Below are 16,659 nucleotides of genomic sequence, written 5' to 3' on the forward strand. Positions count from 1 at the left end.
GCCGCGCTACTCGCCCGGGGTTGAGGCCGGGGGAGTGGTCATCGCCGACACGTCGAGCGCGGAATCGAGCTGCTCTTCGGTGAGCTCGCCGCGCTCGACGTAACCGAGGGCGATCGTCGCTTCTCGAACGGAAACGCGATGCGCGACCGCGTGCTTCGCGATCGCCGCCGCGTTCTCGTACCCAATGAGTCTATTGAGAGGCGTGACGACCGAGGGAGAGGCCTCGGCAAAGAAGCGTGCGCGATCCTCGTTCGCGCGGATTCCCTCGATCGTTTTCGTTGCGAGGACGCGCACGGAGTTCGACAAAAGCGTGATTGATTCCAGAAGCGCCGTGCCCATAAGGGGGATCTGGACGTTGAGTTCGAACGCCCCTTGCGCACCACCCCACGCGATCGCCGCGTCATTGCCCACGACGCGCGCGCACACCATGAGAACCGCCTCGGGAACAACCGGATTGACCTTCCCGGGCATGATTGAACTGCCCGGCTGGAGATCGGGGAGCGCAATTTCCCCGAGACCCGTGTTGGGGCCCGAGCCCATCCAGCGCAAATCGTTGCAGATCTTCGTGAGCGACACCGCGAGCGTGCGCAGCGCGCCGCTCATCTCCACGAGCGCATCGCGCGCCGATTGCGCCTCAAAGTGGTTGCGGGCCTCCGTGAGTGGAAGGCCCGTGCGCTCGCGGAGAATCTCAATCACACGGGGAGCGAATCCGGCGGGGGTATTGATCCCTGTCCCCACGGCGGTTCCACCAAGCGGGAGCTCGGCGGTGCGGGTGATCGCGGCCGTCACTCGCTCGATCCCGTAGCGCACTTGCGCGGCGTAGCCGCCGAACTCCTGGCCGAGCGTGACCGGGGTCGCGTCCATGAGGTGCGTGCGGCCGCTCTTGACGACGCTCGCGAACTCCTCTTCTTTGCGCTCGAGGGCCTCCTTGAGAGCCTCGAGAGCCGGCACAAGGCTTTCCGTAACGTCGCGGGTGACCGCGAGGTGCACCGAGGTGGGGAACGTGTCGTTACTCGATTGCGAGGCATTGACGTGGTCGTTCGGGTGCACGAGAAGCGCGTCCGTGCTTGCGAGACGGGCGAGCACTTCATTCATGTTCATGTTCGAACTCGTGCCCGAGCCCGTCTGGTACACGTCGATCGGGAACTGCGCGTCAAACTCGCCTGCGCTCACGTGCTCGGCTGCTCGTGCGATCGCCGTCGCGCGGGCGTTGTCGAGAACACCGAGCTCGGCGTTGGCGAGTGCAGCGGCGCGCTTCACTTCCGCGAGTGCGTGGATGTTCGAGGGTGCGAGAGGACGATGGGAGATGGGGAAATTCTCGACTGCACGTTGGGTCTGGGCGCCGTAGAGCGCCGAAACCGGAACGCGTACCTCGCCCATGGTGTCGTGCTCGATACGGAAGTTCTCGGTACCGGTCATGTCAGTCCTCCGCGGGGGAAAGCGTGCAGCGGTCAGCAATGTCGCGCGCCCACGGCGGGTTCGCTCCGGCGCGCGAAACGGTTACCGAGGCAAGGAGGGCGGCGTGCGAGAGGATTTCTTCGATTTCGGTGGCCTCGAGCGTGGCAATTTTCTCGCGGCCTTCAGCTCCGAGGAGGCCCTTGCGCGAAAGCGCATCGAGAAGGCCAGCCGAAAAGGTGTCGCCCGCGCCGACTGTGTCTGCAACGTCGACGCGCACGCCTGGAATGTCCACGCGGCCTCTCGCCGTGAATGCTGTTGCGCCCTGCCCGCCGCGCGTGATGACCGCGAGCTTCACCCCGCGGCGAAGCCACGACTGGGCCGCTTGATCGATATCGCTCGTCTCGTAGAGCCACTCGAGGTCTTCGTCGGAAGCCTTCACGATGTCGGCGAGCGCGATGTTCTCCTCGATCGGTTTGCGCGCGAGCGAAGGATCACCCATGAGGCTCGGGCGAGCATTCGGGTCGTAAGAGATGAGGGCGCTCTCGCGGAGCGAAGCCACGACCGTGCGGAGGGTATCGGCACCGGGATCGAGCGTCGCGGCAATCGAGCTCGTGTGCACCGCCTCGACTTTTGCGGGAAGATCGCGCGGATCCGGATCCCACGTGATATCGAACTCGTAGGTTGCCGCGCCACCCTCGCCGATCGTCGCCGCGGCGGTCGATGTAGTCGTTCCCGGCTTGATCGAACCCTGCGTGAGCGAAACGTTTGATGCTTCCACGTGACGCTCGATTGCGCGTCCACGCTCATCGTCACCGATGTGCGTGAGAAGGTGCGACGTGTGACCGAGACGGCCAAGGGCAACGGCCACGTTCATGGGCGAGCCGCCCGGGAACTCAGCCGTTGGGGCGTCGGTGCGGATCACGATGTCTGTCAGGGCTTCGCCGATTGTTAGATAGGTGCTCACCTTCCATATTGTTTCAGATCACAGCACGAGCCGCATCACTCAAAGTCACGGCGCGCACCGCGGTGGAATTTGGGACAATGCGGGTATGTCCGAATCACACGAGAGACCTCAGCGGAAAAAGCGCGAACTGCCCACGAAGAAAAACACCTCGGTGAGAAACCTGGTGTGGGCAATCGGACTCAATCTCATCGTTGTGGCGATTGCGGCGGTCGTGATCGTTGGTCTCGGTCGAAACGACAGGGATACGACCACATCCGCGCACTCCAACGTCAATGTGGAAGAGAGCGCTGCTCGTGCGAGCGAGGCACTCGGATTTCGTGCGGCTGATGCTGAACCCGAAGGTTTCACGGTGCGCGACGCGCAAATGTCGATGGCAGAACCGGCCTTCTGGGAGGTGCGCTACACCTCGCCCTCCGGTGCGCTGGAAACACTGCTGCAGGCGCAAACGGATTTTTCCACGCTCTCCCCTCGAATCCGCGGAAAAGTCACGCAGGCGGACTACTTTGAGATCACGGGCACCGAATGCGCCCAACTCAATGTCGAGGTTCGCTCAACCGATAAGGACAGTGGGGGTACCAAGGCCGCGACGGGCCTCGTGTGCTCCGCTCGAGAAACGACGCTCATCGTGTACGGGCCGGGGGAGAAAGATGAGCATCTCGCGCTCATGAAGGCCGCCCTCGACCGTGTCAACAAGTGAGGAACCATGAAAGAGAACTCCCACCGCGCCCCGCACGGCGCCGCCGATGCTACAGAAAAATTGGACGCCACCGAGAAACTGGGTGCCACTCTCGGGGCCGAGCCAACCGAGGTTCTTACGCCCCTGAACAACCCCACCTCCACTGCGCCAACAACCACGGCAACATCGCCGCGCGTGGCTGCACCCGCCTCTGAGCCGAACGCTGAGCCTTCGATTCCCCGATCCGCAGCCGCGACCCCTTCCAAGGCGCCGAAGCAACCGGCTCGCCGCCGACGCTCGACACTTGCCCCCGTCATCGTGGTGCTCGGTCTCATTGCCACCGTGCTTCTGGCGATTTACGCCTGGGGAGGCATTTTCACCACCGCACAGCTTGCGTGCGTCATCGCGGGAGCCGCACTGTTCGCACTGACGGGAATTCTCGCGGTGCGGACGTGCAAGAGTACCGCCGGGCTCATCATTGCGTGGATCCTCGCCTTTGTGCTTCTCTTCGCCCCGCTCCTCGTCGCGATCTTTGCGCAGGGCGGGCCAGCCCTCACAAGCACCCTTATTTTCGGGGCGATCGGCATGTGGGTCTCGGGTGTCGCAGCCGTCGCTCTCGTTGTCGCCGTAGTTGGCACTTTTCTTCACGCACGCGCGGCAGCGCGGTAATACGGCCACGCTGCCGCTACTCGCGCCGCCGTACACCGCGTGGGGTACATCGCGTACGTGCGCGACAGAACGACACGTCAGTGCGTGGCGCCCTCGGCCGTTGCCACGTCGCTTTCGTTTTCTACGATCGCGGCGATAGCGGCAGCGAGTCCCTTCGTGATCGTCTCCGTGGAGAGCGAGGGCTGGCCGGGCTTGCCAACGGTCTGCTCAGGGATGAAGGGAACGTGCACGAACCCACCGCGTGTTTCGCGGGGTCCGACGGTTGCCAGGTGATGGAGCACGCCAAACATGATGTGGTTGCACACGAACGTGCCCGCGGAGTTTGAGACGGACGAGGGGACGCCTGCTTCGCGGATCGCTTGCGCCATCGCCTTAATCGGAAGCGTGGCAAAGTACGCGGGGGGAGCGCCTTCGACCACAGGCTCATCGATCGGCTGTTGACCCTCGTTGTCGGCAATGCGCGCATCGTCGATGTTGATCGCGACGCGCTCGGGCGTGATGTCGAAGCGGCCGCCAGCCTGGCCAACACAGAGCACGGCGCTTGGTTGGTGCTCGTCGATTGCGGCGGTTGCGGCCTCAATCGCTTTGCCGAACACGGTCGGTACTTCGACAGTGACGATCTTTTCTCCCGCGATTTCGGCGGGAAGCGCCTTCACGGCTTCGAGTGCGGGATTGATTTTTTCCCCGCCAAACGGGTCAAATGCAGTCACAAGGATTGACATGGTGTTCCTCCAGTTAGAACGCGAGTGTGTACATCAGCACGATATGGACAAGCAAAAGCAGCGTGGCGGTCACGGCCTGCGATTTGATGACTCCGTACTTGTCTTTCATCTCGAGCAAGACCGCGGGAACCACGTTGAAGTTCGCCGCCATGGGAGTGAGAAGTGTGCCGCAGTAGCCGGCTGTCAGTCCTAGCGCCGCCACCACGATCGGGTTGCCGCCTTGCGCGACCACGAAGGGGATACCGATGCCTACGGTGATCACGGAGAACGCCGCAAAGCCGTTCCCCATAATCACGGTGAACAGTGCCATTCCTACGCAGTAGGCGATGACACCGATGAGGGGATTGTGCGCAGGAATGACCTTGGCGACGGTGTTCGCGATGACCTCGCCCACACCCGCGGCGGTAAACACCGCACCGAGGGCCGCGAGAAGCTGGGGCAGGATCCCCACCGGCCCGACGTCCATCGTGAGGCGCGCACCGTCGATCGCCACGAACTTTGCGGGCGCCTTCGTGACGATGAGCCCCACGACGGTGGCGAGCACGGCGCCGGTTCCCACCGCGAGGTAGGTGGGCATCTCGAGTTTCTGGTACACGGTTGCCGCGACGAGCGCGAAAACGGCGAGCGACAGCGCGGGAATAAACACTTTGTAGCCGAGTTTCGAGGCGCGTTCCTCGACGTGCGCGGGGTCGGGGCGATCCACCGCGGCGGGCTTTACGCCCCACACGGCGGTGATCGTGGCAAGCGCAATGACGCAGATGCCGATGAGCCACGCCGGAACCCACGGACCGGCGATAAACGCGAACGCGAGAATGAACCAGAAGGTTGCTGCGGGGATGCGGTTCTTGAGTGCGGCATCTTTCCCGCACAGGCCACCCGTGATCGCGAAGATCACGCCGACGAGAATGAAAAAGAATTCGCCGATCACGATATCGGGGGTCATGCCTTCACGCTCCCTTCAGTGCCAGCCGATGCAGTGCCGGAGGTCGATTCGGTGCGAAGGCGGCGGTCGAGAAGGAAGTTGCGCACGACGCCGAAGATCATGGTCGCAATCGCGACGGGAATCGACCACAGTGCCACCGAGAGCGGGGTGACCTGGGTGTAGCCCTGCTCCGCCATTGTCGACACGATGAGCAGAACGCCCGGTGCACCGAGGAACAGGTTCTGCGCGAAGAAGTTGCCGAAGTTATCGGCAGCGGCGGAGGCGCCCTTAATCGAGTCGCGCTGCTTCTCGGTGATCGAGCCGAACTTCGCCTCAGCAGCGCCCTCAGCCATCGGTGAAATGAGCGGGCGCACGAACTGCGGGTGGCCGCCAAGTTGAACCGAGAATGCGATCGCAACTGCGCGAATCAGCTGGTAGAGCGAAAGGACAGTGCCGGTCGTCGCATTCTTGACGGATCCGATGAGGTCCACGGCTTTTTGCTTGAGGCCGTAGCGCTCACAGATGCCGACGACGGGCAGGGTCAGGATAAACAACGTGGCAACGCGTTGATCGGTGAACGACTGGCCGAGAAGGGTCAGCAGTTCCAGTGGGCTCAGCCCAGCCACGAGGCCAGTAACCAGACCGGCTACGACCACGACGGCAAGCGTGTCTCGTTTGAGCACGAAGCCCACCACGATAATCACGATGCCGATGAGCTTCAGGTACTCCATGAGTAGCCTTTCTCATAACGGTAAGTAAGTGTGCGCAGTCACTCTAGTCGTTACAAAACGGTGACGTCGAGTCGTGCACAGGCGTGAGACGCCTCTTCGCGTGCGCTATTCCTGCGAAGCGTCTTCGTCGGGCACATCCTGCTGGCGCTCGAGTGCGCGGTCGAGCCGTTCGCGTGCTCCATCGAGCCACTGCTCGCATCGCTGAGCGAGAAGCTCGCTGCGCTCCCACAGCGCGATCGATTCCTCGAGCCCGCTCTGGTTGCGCTCGAGGGTCTGCACGATTGAGAACAGCTGGTCGCGGGCCTCCTCGTAGCCGAGCTCCCGAATATCCTCGGGAAGTTGTTGTGTCTCGTCTTTCGCGTTCTCGTTGTCCATAGCTTTTCCCTTCAGCTTCTGTTATTCCTCGCCGAGCGACGTTGCGCTTACGCGGCCACCCGCGAGCCTGATGGAGAGGCGAGCGCCCTCCGGCGCTTCGCTCGGATGGGTGAGCGCTGAGCCATCTGTGCCTTGCACGACCGCGTAGCCGCGTTCAAGGGTGTGAAGTGGTGAGAGTGCCCGGGCCTGATCGGCGAGTGCTTTCACGCGCTCGCGGGCGCGCTCGAGAGCAATCGTGACCGATGCGCGAGCCGAGGCAATAGCCCCATCGATCACTTCGGCGTGGCTTTCGATCATCGTGTGAGGCTCGGCGAAGGCCGGCCGCGCTCGAACCGCAGCGAGAGCTTCTTTCTCCCTATCGATTCGTGAAGTAAGCGCGGAGTAAGCGCGCCTGCGGGCCTCATCCAATTGCGTCCGTTCAACGACAATGTCGGGGACGACGGTCTTTGCCGCGTCAGTCGGGGTCGATGCGCGATAGTCCGCGACGAGGTCAAGCAGGGGCGTATCGACCTCGTGTCCAATGGCCGACACGATCGGTGTGCGAGCCGCTGCGGCGAGCCTTACGAGGGATTCATCCGAGAACGGCAGCAGGTCCTCGAGGGAGCCGCCGCCGCGGGAAATGATGATGACGTCGACGTCCCCGCGCGCATCAAGCTCACGCAGTGCTTCACTCACTTCCGCTACCGCCTTCACGCCCTGAACTGCCACTTCACGCGTGGCAAAGCGCACTGCTGGCCACCGCTTTTCGGCGTTCACGATCACGTCGCGCTCCGCCGCGGATTTACGGCCGCAAATGAGCCCGATTGTTCGTGGAAGGAACGGCAGTGGGCGTTTGCGATCAGCGTTGAACAGGCCTTCGTTGAAGAGCGTGCGCTTGAGTCGTTCGAGGCGCTGAAGAAGATCGCCAATTCCTACGGCTCGGATGTCGTAGGCATCGAGTTGGAGGCTCCCGCGCCGGCTCCAAAAAGTGGGCTTACACTGCACCACGACCTCGCTGCCTTGCTGCGGCTCGAGGTCAAGCTTGGCGAATGCGCTCGCGCGCATCGACACTGAAAAACTCGCATCGTCCTTCGTATCGCGCAACGTCATGAACACGAGAGCGCCTTTGCCTCGGCTCACCTGCACGAGCTCGCCGCGCACCCATACGACGCTCATGCGGTTCACGTAATCGCGTACCTTGCGGCTCAAGAGCGCTACAGGCCACGGGCGTTCCGCAGTCGTTTCCGCTGCCGTTGCGGGTAGCGCCGGGACGTTCTCTCCCTCCGGTGCGTACATGCGGCTGTGGTTCACGCCTCGCTTGTCCATATCTCTACTGTGCCAGAACTGCGGCAGTTCCCGTGGGCTCCGCCCGTTAGTGTGGACAATCCACCGGCAAAGAAAGGCCGACGCCACCCTGTTTCGGGTAGCGCCGGCCCTTTGGATAGACCGCTCGCTTAAGCGGGGCTCATGCTACTCAGCGCGAGAAGCGGCGCGAGCGGAGAATCGCGATACCGCCCGCAACGAGCGCGAAGCCTGCCGTGAGAATTCCCGCTACCTCAGCGCCCGTGCGCGGGAGCCCATGCGAGGGCTTCGCTGGCCTGGCGGCGGAGGAAGCGTCGGACCCGTGCGAGCCCTTGCCCGGATGCCCCGTGCCAGAACCAGCGCCGCCTGTGCTGCCGGTGTTGCCGTTTTCAGGCTCGCCGCCCTTGCCGGGCTTGCCGCCCTCACCGGGCTTGACCGTGCCGTCCGGGTCGACTGTCGTGCCGCCATCCTGGCCGCACTCGGTCTTCGTCACAGAGGCGTTGCGCACCTCGCTGTAGTGCTTCGCGCCGTACGGGTCGGTCGTGAGCGTGTACCACGAGAACTCGCCGTCGGGCAGATTGCTCGCGGGGACACTCACGGTGTCGCCGGAGGCGACGCCGTCCTTGTGACCGAATTCCTTGGTCGTGAGCACATCGATGCGTGCATCGTTCGTCGTGAGGTTCTTATCCTCGGGCTTGATTCCGAGCGTGCTGTAGGGCACCTCGAAGTGTTGGACGTTGCCCTCTTCCTCTTCAAACATCGGGTCGTCGGAGTCGTAGTCCTTGAGCGACGGTGAGTAGGTGCGGATGATCATGCGACCGTTCTTGTTATCGAAGTGCATGAGGCGGAGGTAGCCGAGGCCGCCCTCGGGAAGGCCCTGGTAGTCGAACAGCATCTGGGTCACGATGCGATCCGGGGTGCCGTCGCCGTTGTCATCGAACTTGTCGTAGCGTGTGTGAGCGTCGTGGTAGTGGCCGCTCATGACCGCGCGCACGTTCGGGTTGGTCGCGATGACTTCGTCGTAGATTCGCTGCGGGATCGGGCCAAGGCCACCGGTGGTGAGCATGTACTCGTGCAGCTCAATGAAAGCGATGCGCTCGGGGTACTGGGCGAGCACCTCGTTCATCCACTCGATCTCCTCATCGCCCGGGCCCCAACCCATGTACAGGATGATGTAGTCCTGGCCTCCGGCGCTGATGAGGTCGTAGTGGCCGCGGTTGTCCTTGTAGCTACCGCCGTACCAAGGGTTGTTCTCATAGCGCTTCTCGCCGAAGTACTTGCTGTACTTCGAGTAGTCGCCCGCCTGGTGATAGACGTCGTGATTGCCCGCGAGCACGCCGTAGGGGAGTTTCGCGTCGTCGAGCTTCTTGTAGGTCTCGTCGGCGCGGACCCAGCCCTCGTCATTCGGGAACTTATCGACGATGTCACCCGTGTGGAAGAGGTACTGGAGGTTCATTTTCTCGCGCACGCGCAGCAGATAGTCGTGAATTGCGAGCTGATGCTTGTAGATCTTCGGATCATCGTTGTAGTACTGGGTGTCGGTCTCCCACGCGAACGTGTAGTCGTAGTCCGAACGCGGGGTGTCGTCGGCGTGTTCGCCAACCTCTTCACCCGAGCGATCCGAGAGGTCCGCACCGGCGTATCCAACACCCTGCTGGACGAGAGCCTTGATCTCGCCATCCACATTGTGGTTCTTGAGCGGGACGATCGCTTCGAGCTTTGCCTCGCCAGACTTGCTATCCGTGAGGACCGACTGGACTTCTTCCCAGCCGTTCTTCTCGGTGTTCCACACGAGCAGGCGCACGCGCTGTCCCTTGTTGGAGGCACCGGTCCAGCTCACGCGAATCTCCGAGTCTTCGCCTGCGCCCTCGGGCACGGCGGTCGAGAACTCGTGGAAGGGAAGTGCCTCACCCGCAGTCGTCGTCTCGCCGGCCTTGATTGCATCGCCCTTGCGGTCTGCTTGATCGGCGTCGTGGACGCTTCCCGCGCTGCCCGCGAGCGTGCCTTCGCTCAGCGAGGTCGTGTAGCCCTCGCGGAACGACACCGTGAGGTTGTCCTTGCTCGGGTCAGTCGCGGTCGCCGAGAGCGAATCGTCCACGCACACGTTCAGGCCCGCGCCATCCGCCGTATCAAGGGTGGCCGACGGTTGCTCGACGGGCGTCGTGAACGTGATCGTCTTTTTCGACTCGTTACCGAGCTTGTCCGTCGAGACGATCGTCAGCGTGTGCGTGCCCGCCGCGAGGGTAAGCGAGGAGAACTTCGTGCCTGATGCGACCTTCTCGCCGTCAAAGGTCGCAGACGTGCTCGCGACGCCGGAACCGGCATCGGTCGCCTCGAAGTCCACGGTGAACTCGCCGCGCTGCTCGGAGCCATCCTCAATCGAGGACGTGATCGTCGGGGCGGTGTTGTCGACGATAACGGTCGTCTCAACAGTGTCGCCGGCAGCATTCTTACCGAGAACCTTGTGTTCGCCGTCAGCGACCTTGGTGGTGTCCCACTGGTAGGCGTTCGCGGTGAACGCATCGCTCGGGATCGAGAACCGCGCGTTGAGAATCTCGACCTTCCCCTTCGAATCGCCCATGTTAATGATCTGGGTGGGATCGCTGACCGGGACCGTTGTGCCTTCCGCGCCCGGGTAGTCGGCCGCGCGCAGGGTGCGCCCGTCCGGAAGGATGAGGCGTGCGTTGCGGGCGTTGAAGTCGTCGTTGTTTTCGTTCGGGTCGATACCGGGCTTTGCCTTGGTGCCCGCCGCGACGTCCACCTGAAGCTCTTCGCCTTTCGTGACGTACTTAAGCGGGACATCGGCGGTCACGGTTTCCCAGTTCTCGTAGAAACCCTTGTCGAAGATCGTGAGGATCTCGTCCTTGACGAGCACGCCGTTGCGGAAGAACGCATCGGTCTGCGTCGCGTCGATGGCGAAGACTGGCTCTTTCTCGAGCGAGGGGATATCCGCGTTGACCTCGATCCCGTCAACGGCAAGCGTGCGAGTGTCGTTTTCGTTGTCGCTCGAAACCGAGAGGCGGGTCGTGCCGCTCACGTACTGCTTCTCGGAGACGTTGAGGCGGACCGGGCCTTGCTCCGTTCCTTCGACCGCAACGCGAGTCAGCGGAATAGTGGCGATGTTGGTGCCGTCGGAGGCCTCCACCGAGTACTCGAAGTACTTCTTCCCCGTGAGGTCTGCCTGGGGAATCGTGAGGGTGAACGTGCCATCCTCGTTCGCGAGGAGGTCCTTCACCATCGGTTTGTCGTCGGTGTTCGACTGGAGCGAGACGGTGAGGCGGCGAACCTGGACGTTGTCGGTCGCCTTGATCGTGATCTGGGCGTCCTTCGTCGGGTCGAGGGACTTTGCGGTCTGATCCACCAGGGCTGGCTTTTCGGTGTCCTCGTTGAGCTTGACGAGTTTCGAGGGAACCTTCGCGGGAGCCGCCTGTCCAGGCGTCGCTTTCGAGACCTCTCCGATCTCGCTCACCTGGAAGTTCTCGGGATTGACCGCGTAGTGAATGCCCTGATCCGCCTGGGTGTCATCGCGACCGTCCTCGTTGTAGAAGACACGGCTTACGGTCTGGCCCGTGCGGGTCTGAATCTCCATGCCGCGAAGCGAGCCGTTGGCCATGCCCCCCACGTGGGACTCGACAATGGTGAGGCTGTTCGGATCAACACCGTAGTTCTTGGCGAAGTCGTCGACGGTCTTATCGTCGTTGTGGCCGTTCTTGATCCACACGATGACCGTACCGCCGGGCTCGACGACCTTATCGGCGGGTTCCATGGGCCACACGGCCTGGTTGCCCATCTTGCGGCCCGCACCGGGGTATTGATAGGCGACCTGGTAGTCAGCAAGGCTGATCGGCTTGGTGGTCGGGTTGTAGATTTCAATGAATTCGTAGCCGTCGCCCTCACCGGTGTTGGTGGAATCGGGAACGAGCTCGGTAATGAGGAGCTGGCCAACAGTCGTGTCGGCCGCCGGGCCGGGGATGTTTTCTTCCGGTTCGGGCTGCGCCGGTTCTTCGGGCTGAGAATCGGCCTTGCGATCCTCAAGTTGCGCCGGGTCAACTTTGCCTGCGGTGGGAGCGGCCGGGCCTTCGAGAACTTCGAGGCTCTTCACGCTCGAATCGGCAGGGGTACGGAACTGTGCGGACTTGTCCTCAGCGACCGAGCCTTTCGGGTAGAACGAGCGCGAGACTTCTTTGCTGTTCGAGTCGAGAACGCGAATGCCGCGGTTGCCGCCGTTCGCCATACCCCCCTGGCCGGTGATGCGCTCGACGCGGGCGGAAGCGTCCATTCCCCACTGAGTGCGGAATTCTTCGACGGTGTGAGCGCTCGAATCGACCTTGCCGTCATCGCTCGTGTAGCTCAGCCACAGGGTCACGCTTTCTCCGGCGGCCAGTTCGATCGGCTTCTCAGGTGCGAGGGCGACGTCCTTTGCGGTGCTATCGCTGTCTTCATAGATATAGGCGAGCGAGTAGCCGCCCTCACCGATCGTGAGGGGTTTGTCGGTCGTGTTGGTGACCTCGAAATACTCGTAGTGGTCCGAGCCCGCATTGTTCGGGGCAATTTCAGTGACGACGAGCGGCCAGGTGCTCGCGGGGGCTGCTTCGGCAGCGGTGAGGGTTGAAGGAGCAATACCGGCGGGAACGATCGCGGGGCTCGCGACAAGAGTCAAGCCGAGCGCCGCTGCGGCGAGGGATTTGGAGTAAATGGCGGGGGTGCGGCGCGTGCCGCGCGACTGAGGAGTCATACCCTTCACTTTCGCTAAGTGCCTGTTGGGAATTTGCGGGGAAACGCCCTCCAAATTGCTCCGGAACATTAACAAATCAGTAAAGCAACGGTTGTTATTTGCTGTACTCGCCATGTACGAGTGGAAATCAGGCATTCAGGTTTTGTGGATTGACCTCGCGTGCGAGCTGGGTCACTGGTTCGATTCCTTCGAGGGCGCCACCGACGAGGTGAAGCTCCTCCATCGAGCGCGCCGCTGGTACTACTCGCGCCTCGTATGAGCCCACCGCGTTGTTGAACGCGCGCACCGACGAATCGAGCGAACGGCCGAGTTTTGCAAGGTGGCCGCCGAGAGTGCCGAGCCTCTTGTGCACCTCTCGACCTGCTTCGAGCACGCGGAGGGCGTCCTGGTTCAGTGCGTCCGTGCGCCATGTGTGGGCGACGGTGCGAAGAAGTGCCATGAGGGTGGCGGGGGAGGCGATCACAACATCGAGCGTGAAGGCGCCATCGAGCAGCCCTGGATCTGCCTCGAGCGCTCCAGCGAGAAGACCGTCGCTCGGCACAAACAGGACCACGAATTCGGGGGAGTCGCCGAGCGAGGCCCAGTACGACTTCGAGCTGAGGTGCGTGACGTGCGAGCGCAATGCTCGCGCGTGTTCCGCGAGGTATTTCGCGCGTTCGTTCTTCTCCGTGGCCTGGGCAGCACGCAGGTACGCATCCATGGGAGCCTTCGCGTCCACCACGATTGTGCGCCCGTGGCTCAAATGAACGACGAGATCGGGGCGTTGGTTCTTCTCTCCGCTCACGTTTTTCCCGCTGAGCTGTTCGGTGAAGTCCGTGTGCTCGAGCATGCCCGCGGCCTCGACGATGCGCCGCAGCTGCACCTCTCCCCACTGGCCCCGGCTCGTGGGAGCCTTGAGTGCCGCCACCAGGGCGCTCGTGCCTGCTCCAAGATCGCGCGTGCGCTCCGAGAGGTTTTTCAACTGTGAGGTGAGGTCACCGTCGGCCTTTTGCCGGGCCGCCTCCGTGCGCGCAACCGAGCGCTCCAAACTCGTGAGGGTTTCCGAAATGGGGGAGAGCGTGCGGGCAAGCTGCTCCGAGCGTGCCGCATCGACTGCTTCGCGCCGAGCCGAATCGCGATCGAAGCGCTCCGAAGCGAGCTGCAAGAGCTGCGTGCTCGAAGCATTCACCGCGCGTGCCGCGAGTGCTTCGACATCGGCGCCGTTCGCCTCCGCCCGCGCTTCCGCTGAGCGCACCTGCTCGCGCATGAGCGCCCACCCGAGAAACGCGCCGATGACGCCCCCGATGAGGAGTGGCAAGAGGACAGTCACAAGAGTCGAAAAGTTCATACTCCTACCTCACCACGGGGGTGAGACATTTAAAGTGCGGCACGCCCTGAGGAAGGCAAGCGTCGGGCCCTGCCCCTAGAATGAAGGGCGTGGCTTTGACAATTGGAATCGTTGGCCTGCCCAACGTTGGTAAATCGACCCTGTTCAACGCGCTCACCCGTGCGGAGGTGCTCGCGGCAAACTACCCGTTCGCGACGATCGACCCGAACGTCGGCGTGGTGCCGCTTCCCGATTCGCGACTCGGGCGCCTCGCCGAAATCTTTGGCAGCGAAAAGATCCTCCCCGCGACCGTGAGCTTCGTGGACATCGCCGGCATCGTGAAGGGTGCGAGCGAAGGTGAAGGCCTCGGCAACAAGTTCCTCGCGAACATTCGTGAGGCTGATGCGATCTGCCAGGTCACGCGCGCCTTCAGCGATCCCGACGTCACGCGCGTTCCCGGCTCTGAGACTCCCGCGGGTGACATGGAGACGATTTCGACCGAGCTCATCCTTGCTGACCTCCAGACGATCGATAACGCCCTTCCGCGCCTCGAGAAAGACACGAAGCGCAAGGTCATCGATGCCGCGATCCTTCCCGAGGCGCTCAAGGCCAAAGAGCTCCTCGAATCCGGGAGCACTCTCTTCCAGGGTGCCGACGGCGCCGGAATCGACGTGTCGCTCCTCAAAGACCTGCAACTCATGACCGCCAAGCCGTTCATTTACGTGTTCAACACCGATGAAGAGGGGCTCGCGGACACCGCGATGCAGGAGGAACTGCGCAGGGCCGTCGCGCCTGCCGAAGCGATCTTCCTCGACGCGAAGTTCGAGAGCGAGCTCATCGAGCTCGAGCCGGAAGAGGCCGCGGAGATGCTCGCGTCGACCGGGCAGGAAGAATCGGGCCTCGATCAGCTCGCACGCGCCGGCTACGAGACCCTCAACCTCCAGTCGTACCTCACGGCCGGCCCCAAAGAATCACGCGCATGGACGATCCGCAAGGGGTGGACGGCGCCCCAGGCAGCAGGCGTGATTCACACCGACTTCGAGCGCGGCTTCATCAAAGCCGAAATCGTTTCCTTCGACGAGCTCGACGATGCCGGTTCCATGCAAGAGGCGAAGGCCCGCGGTAAGGTGCGCATGGAGGGCAAGGACTACGTTATGCAAGACGGAGACGTGGTCGAATTTCGATCAGGACTAACGTCTGGCGGTAGAAGGTGAGCCGCCCAGTTGTCCAGAGCGATGCGCCGCATGGCGGGTTTGCGATTGTCCCGCCCGGCAAAGTGCTCGACTTCATCGACGGCGCCACGTTGAGGCAGGACACGCCCGAGGAGTATGTCCGTCAGGAGATCCTCAAGTCGCTCGTGCGCGAGTACGGGTACGACAAACGCGACATTCGGGTCGAATTCCCGATCAAGTTCGGTAGTCGACGGGTCCGCGTCGACATCGTGGTGTTCCCGCCCGACCTTCGGGCGTCAGAGCAGACCCAATCAACTGCCTGGCTCATCATTGAGTGCAAGAGCGCCAAGGTCCGTCCCTCAATGAAGAAGGACGGTGTCGAACAGATGCTCAGCTACATGGCCGCATGTCCGAACGTCGAAGTCGGCATGTGGACCAACGGTGAGGATATGGCGAGCTACGCCTTTGAAACGGGGACGTCTGGCCAGCGGGTCTCCGTTGAGATCCCTGACATTCCCCACTGTGGTGACAGTGCTGAGGCGGGCACGCCGCGTTTCGACCAACTGCGCCCGGCTGCATCGGACTCTTTGCTGTTTGCTTTCCGGAGGGCTCACAGCTATATCGCTGGTAATCAGGGGATGCAAAAGCCGGAGGCGTTCTGGGAGCTGCTGAAGCTCATATTTTGCAAGATCCAGGATGAACGTGATTCCAGCTCGCCGCAGTTTTACGCAACACCTAAGGAACGTCAGAACATGACTGGCCTGATGCGGTGCTCCTCGCGGATCGGGAAGCTATTCGAGAACGTCAAGACTCAGTACCCTCAGATTTTCAAACCAGTCGAGCAAATCGAACTCGACCCTAAGGTTCTGGCATACATTGTCACGCAGCTTCGGATGTTCTCGTTGCTTGACTCCGATGTGGACGTCAAGGGTAAGGCGTATGAAGAGGTCGTAGGTTCGAACCTTCGCGGGGACCGAGGAGAGTTCTTCACCCCCCGCAACGTCTGCAACATGATGGTCGAGATGCTGGACCCCAGTGACAAAGACCTCATACTTGAAACTTTCATGCCACAACGGATACAAACGCGCGCCAACTACGATTTAGCCGCTTGATTGGTTCACGCCGAAGGAATTGACTAATGGAATTGAATCAAACTACCCGTCAGAGGCTTGAAAGCTTCATTACCGAGACTCCCCCACGCCTCCTTCACACTGCCGGACTGGCTTGCTTCTTCTTGACCGCAGCTCCCAGTACGTCTGGCGCGGTCTGCGTACCTGCCGCGTCTGCCATGCTCACGGCGTTGACTAGGTTCGAGATACCGGCAATCGCGGTTCCAGCTGTCGTACGCGTCTCTTGGTCCCGCTTCGAGAGAGGAAACAGATGCCCAACGCTTGACAGCGCGGGAAACACTAATGGACACGTTGTAGTTATCACCGAGGAGGACGACTTTATTGACGCCTCGGTTCTGCAGTTCGACGATGTTGTCGAGCGTCGCGACCCGTCTGGCTTGATGCCACTCGTTGGGAACCAGTGCGGACTGTGGAAGTCGCTGACTTCGCCAGCCTCGGCAGTTGGTGAGCCCCTGAATACCGCAGAGTTCCTACTTGCACCCTCAGGGGATCATATTTGCTACGCCCTCTACCATCCAGCACCAGCCGCGGATATTGTTCAACGCTACAGAGAGCTCAATAGTAGCAACAATTTGCTG

At 62.2% G+C, this 16,659-nt stretch carries 13 protein-coding genes; 4 read left to right on the top strand and 9 right to left on the bottom strand.

What is annotated here, in order from left to right; all coding sequences use genetic code 11:
- Window positions 1-6: 6 nt before the first annotated feature.
- On the bottom strand, window positions 7-1,419 hold the full coding sequence (locus DAD186_RS02895; RefSeq protein WP_065247435.1) for a class II fumarate hydratase: 1,413 nt from the start codon (window positions 1,417-1,419) through the stop codon (window positions 7-9).
- 1 nt (window position 1,420) lies between these two features.
- Complete coding sequence (locus DAD186_RS02900; protein WP_082991047.1) at window positions 1,421-2,362, bottom strand: carbohydrate kinase family protein; 942 nt, start codon at window positions 2,360-2,362, stop codon at window positions 1,421-1,423.
- 85 nt (window positions 2,363-2,447) lie between these two features.
- Between DAD186_RS02900 and DAD186_RS02905 the strand changes: the two genes are divergently transcribed.
- Together DAD186_RS02905 and DAD186_RS02910 are read left to right on the top strand one after the other, a co-directional pair.
- The gene (locus tag DAD186_RS02905) at window positions 2,448-3,059 is read left to right on the top strand and encodes a DUF4245 family protein (RefSeq protein ID WP_157457076.1); all 612 of its coding nucleotides are present in this window, start codon (window positions 2,448-2,450) and stop codon (window positions 3,057-3,059) included.
- A gap of 6 nt (window positions 3,060-3,065) precedes the next feature.
- On the top strand, window positions 3,066-3,707 hold the full coding sequence (locus DAD186_RS02910) for a hypothetical protein (protein WP_065247438.1): 642 nt from the start codon (window positions 3,066-3,068) through the stop codon (window positions 3,705-3,707).
- Between the two features lie 77 nt (window positions 3,708-3,784).
- Here the strand turns inward: DAD186_RS02910 and pcp are convergent, their stop codons facing one another.
- From pcp to DAD186_RS02945, 7 genes are all read right to left on the bottom strand, one after another.
- The gene (pcp, locus tag DAD186_RS02915; protein WP_065247439.1) at window positions 3,785-4,429 is read right to left on the bottom strand and encodes a pyroglutamyl-peptidase I; all 645 of its coding nucleotides are present in this window, start codon (window positions 4,427-4,429) and stop codon (window positions 3,785-3,787) included.
- Between the two features lie 13 nt (window positions 4,430-4,442).
- A complete protein-coding gene (locus DAD186_RS02920) occupies window positions 4,443-5,372 on the bottom strand; it encodes a DUF979 domain-containing protein (RefSeq protein ID WP_065247440.1) in 930 nt (309 codons plus the stop codon).
- Window positions 5,369-6,082 (bottom strand): DUF969 domain-containing protein, encoded by a 714-nt coding sequence (locus DAD186_RS02925; RefSeq protein WP_065247441.1) that lies wholly within the window; start codon window positions 6,080-6,082, stop codon window positions 5,369-5,371. Before DAD186_RS02925 ends, DAD186_RS02920 begins: the two co-directional genes overlap by 4 nt.
- Window positions 6,083-6,187: 105 nt before the next feature.
- Complete coding sequence (locus DAD186_RS02930; RefSeq protein WP_065247442.1) at window positions 6,188-6,457, bottom strand: exodeoxyribonuclease VII small subunit; 270 nt, start codon at window positions 6,455-6,457, stop codon at window positions 6,188-6,190.
- Window positions 6,458-6,478: 21 nt separating this feature from the next.
- Window positions 6,479-7,762: an exodeoxyribonuclease VII large subunit gene (xseA, locus tag DAD186_RS02935; protein WP_236886280.1), complete on the bottom strand. Its 1,284-nt coding sequence runs from the start codon at window positions 7,760-7,762 to the stop codon at window positions 6,479-6,481.
- A 148-nt stretch (window positions 7,763-7,910) separates the two neighbouring features.
- A complete protein-coding gene (locus DAD186_RS02940; protein WP_065247443.1) occupies window positions 7,911-12,473 on the bottom strand; it encodes a lamin tail domain-containing protein in 4,563 nt (1,520 codons plus the stop codon).
- A gap of 127 nt (window positions 12,474-12,600) precedes the next feature.
- Entirely contained in the window at window positions 12,601-13,800 is a 1,200-nt protein-coding gene (locus DAD186_RS02945; RefSeq protein WP_065247444.1) for a DNA recombination protein RmuC, read from the bottom strand.
- An 89-nt stretch (window positions 13,801-13,889) separates the two neighbouring features.
- On the opposite strand from DAD186_RS02945, the gene ychF reads away from it, so the two are divergent.
- Window positions 13,890-14,993 carry a redox-regulated ATPase YchF gene (gene ychF / locus DAD186_RS02950; RefSeq protein WP_065248693.1) on the top strand — a complete coding sequence of 368 codons (1,104 nt, stop codon included), beginning with the start codon at window positions 13,890-13,892 and terminating at the stop codon, window positions 14,991-14,993.
- On the top strand, window positions 14,990-16,063 hold the full coding sequence (locus DAD186_RS02955; RefSeq protein WP_065247445.1) for a type I restriction enzyme HsdR N-terminal domain-containing protein: 1,074 nt from the start codon (window positions 14,990-14,992) through the stop codon (window positions 16,061-16,063). Before ychF ends, DAD186_RS02955 begins: the two co-directional genes overlap by 4 nt.
- Window positions 16,064-16,659: the final 596 nt, after the last annotated feature.

The sequence above is a fragment of the Dermabacter vaginalis genome (genome assembly GCF_001678905.1).
In the GTDB taxonomy this organism is placed as follows: Bacteria; Actinomycetota; Actinomycetes; order Actinomycetales; family Dermabacteraceae; genus Dermabacter; species Dermabacter vaginalis.

Coding starts and splice junctions, on each gene's coding strand:
- DAD186_RS02895 (WP_065247435.1), bottom strand. CDS start 1,419: ATGACCGGTACCGAGAACTTCCGTATCGAGCACGACACCATGGGCGAG.
- DAD186_RS02910 (WP_065247438.1), top strand. CDS start 3,066: ATGAAAGAGAACTCCCACCGCGCCCCGCACGGCGCCGCCGATGCTACA.
- xseA (WP_236886280.1), bottom strand. CDS start 7,762: ATGGACAAGCGAGGCGTGAACCACAGCCGCATGTACGCACCGGAGGGA.
- DAD186_RS02945 (WP_065247444.1), bottom strand. CDS start 13,800: ATGAACTTTTCGACTCTTGTGACTGTCCTCTTGCCACTCCTCATCGGG.
- DAD186_RS02940 (WP_065247443.1), bottom strand. CDS start 12,473: ATGACTCCTCAGTCGCGCGGCACGCGCCGCACCCCCGCCATTTACTCC.
- pcp (WP_065247439.1), bottom strand. CDS start 4,429: ATGTCAATCCTTGTGACTGCATTTGACCCGTTTGGCGGGGAAAAAATC.
- DAD186_RS02905 (WP_157457076.1), top strand. CDS start 2,448: ATGTCCGAATCACACGAGAGACCTCAGCGGAAAAAGCGCGAACTGCCC.
- DAD186_RS02920 (WP_065247440.1), bottom strand. CDS start 5,372: ATGACCCCCGATATCGTGATCGGCGAATTCTTTTTCATTCTCGTCGGC.
- DAD186_RS02930 (WP_065247442.1), bottom strand. CDS start 6,457: ATGGACAACGAGAACGCGAAAGACGAGACACAACAACTTCCCGAGGAT.
- DAD186_RS02925 (WP_065247441.1), bottom strand. CDS start 6,082: ATGGAGTACCTGAAGCTCATCGGCATCGTGATTATCGTGGTGGGCTTC.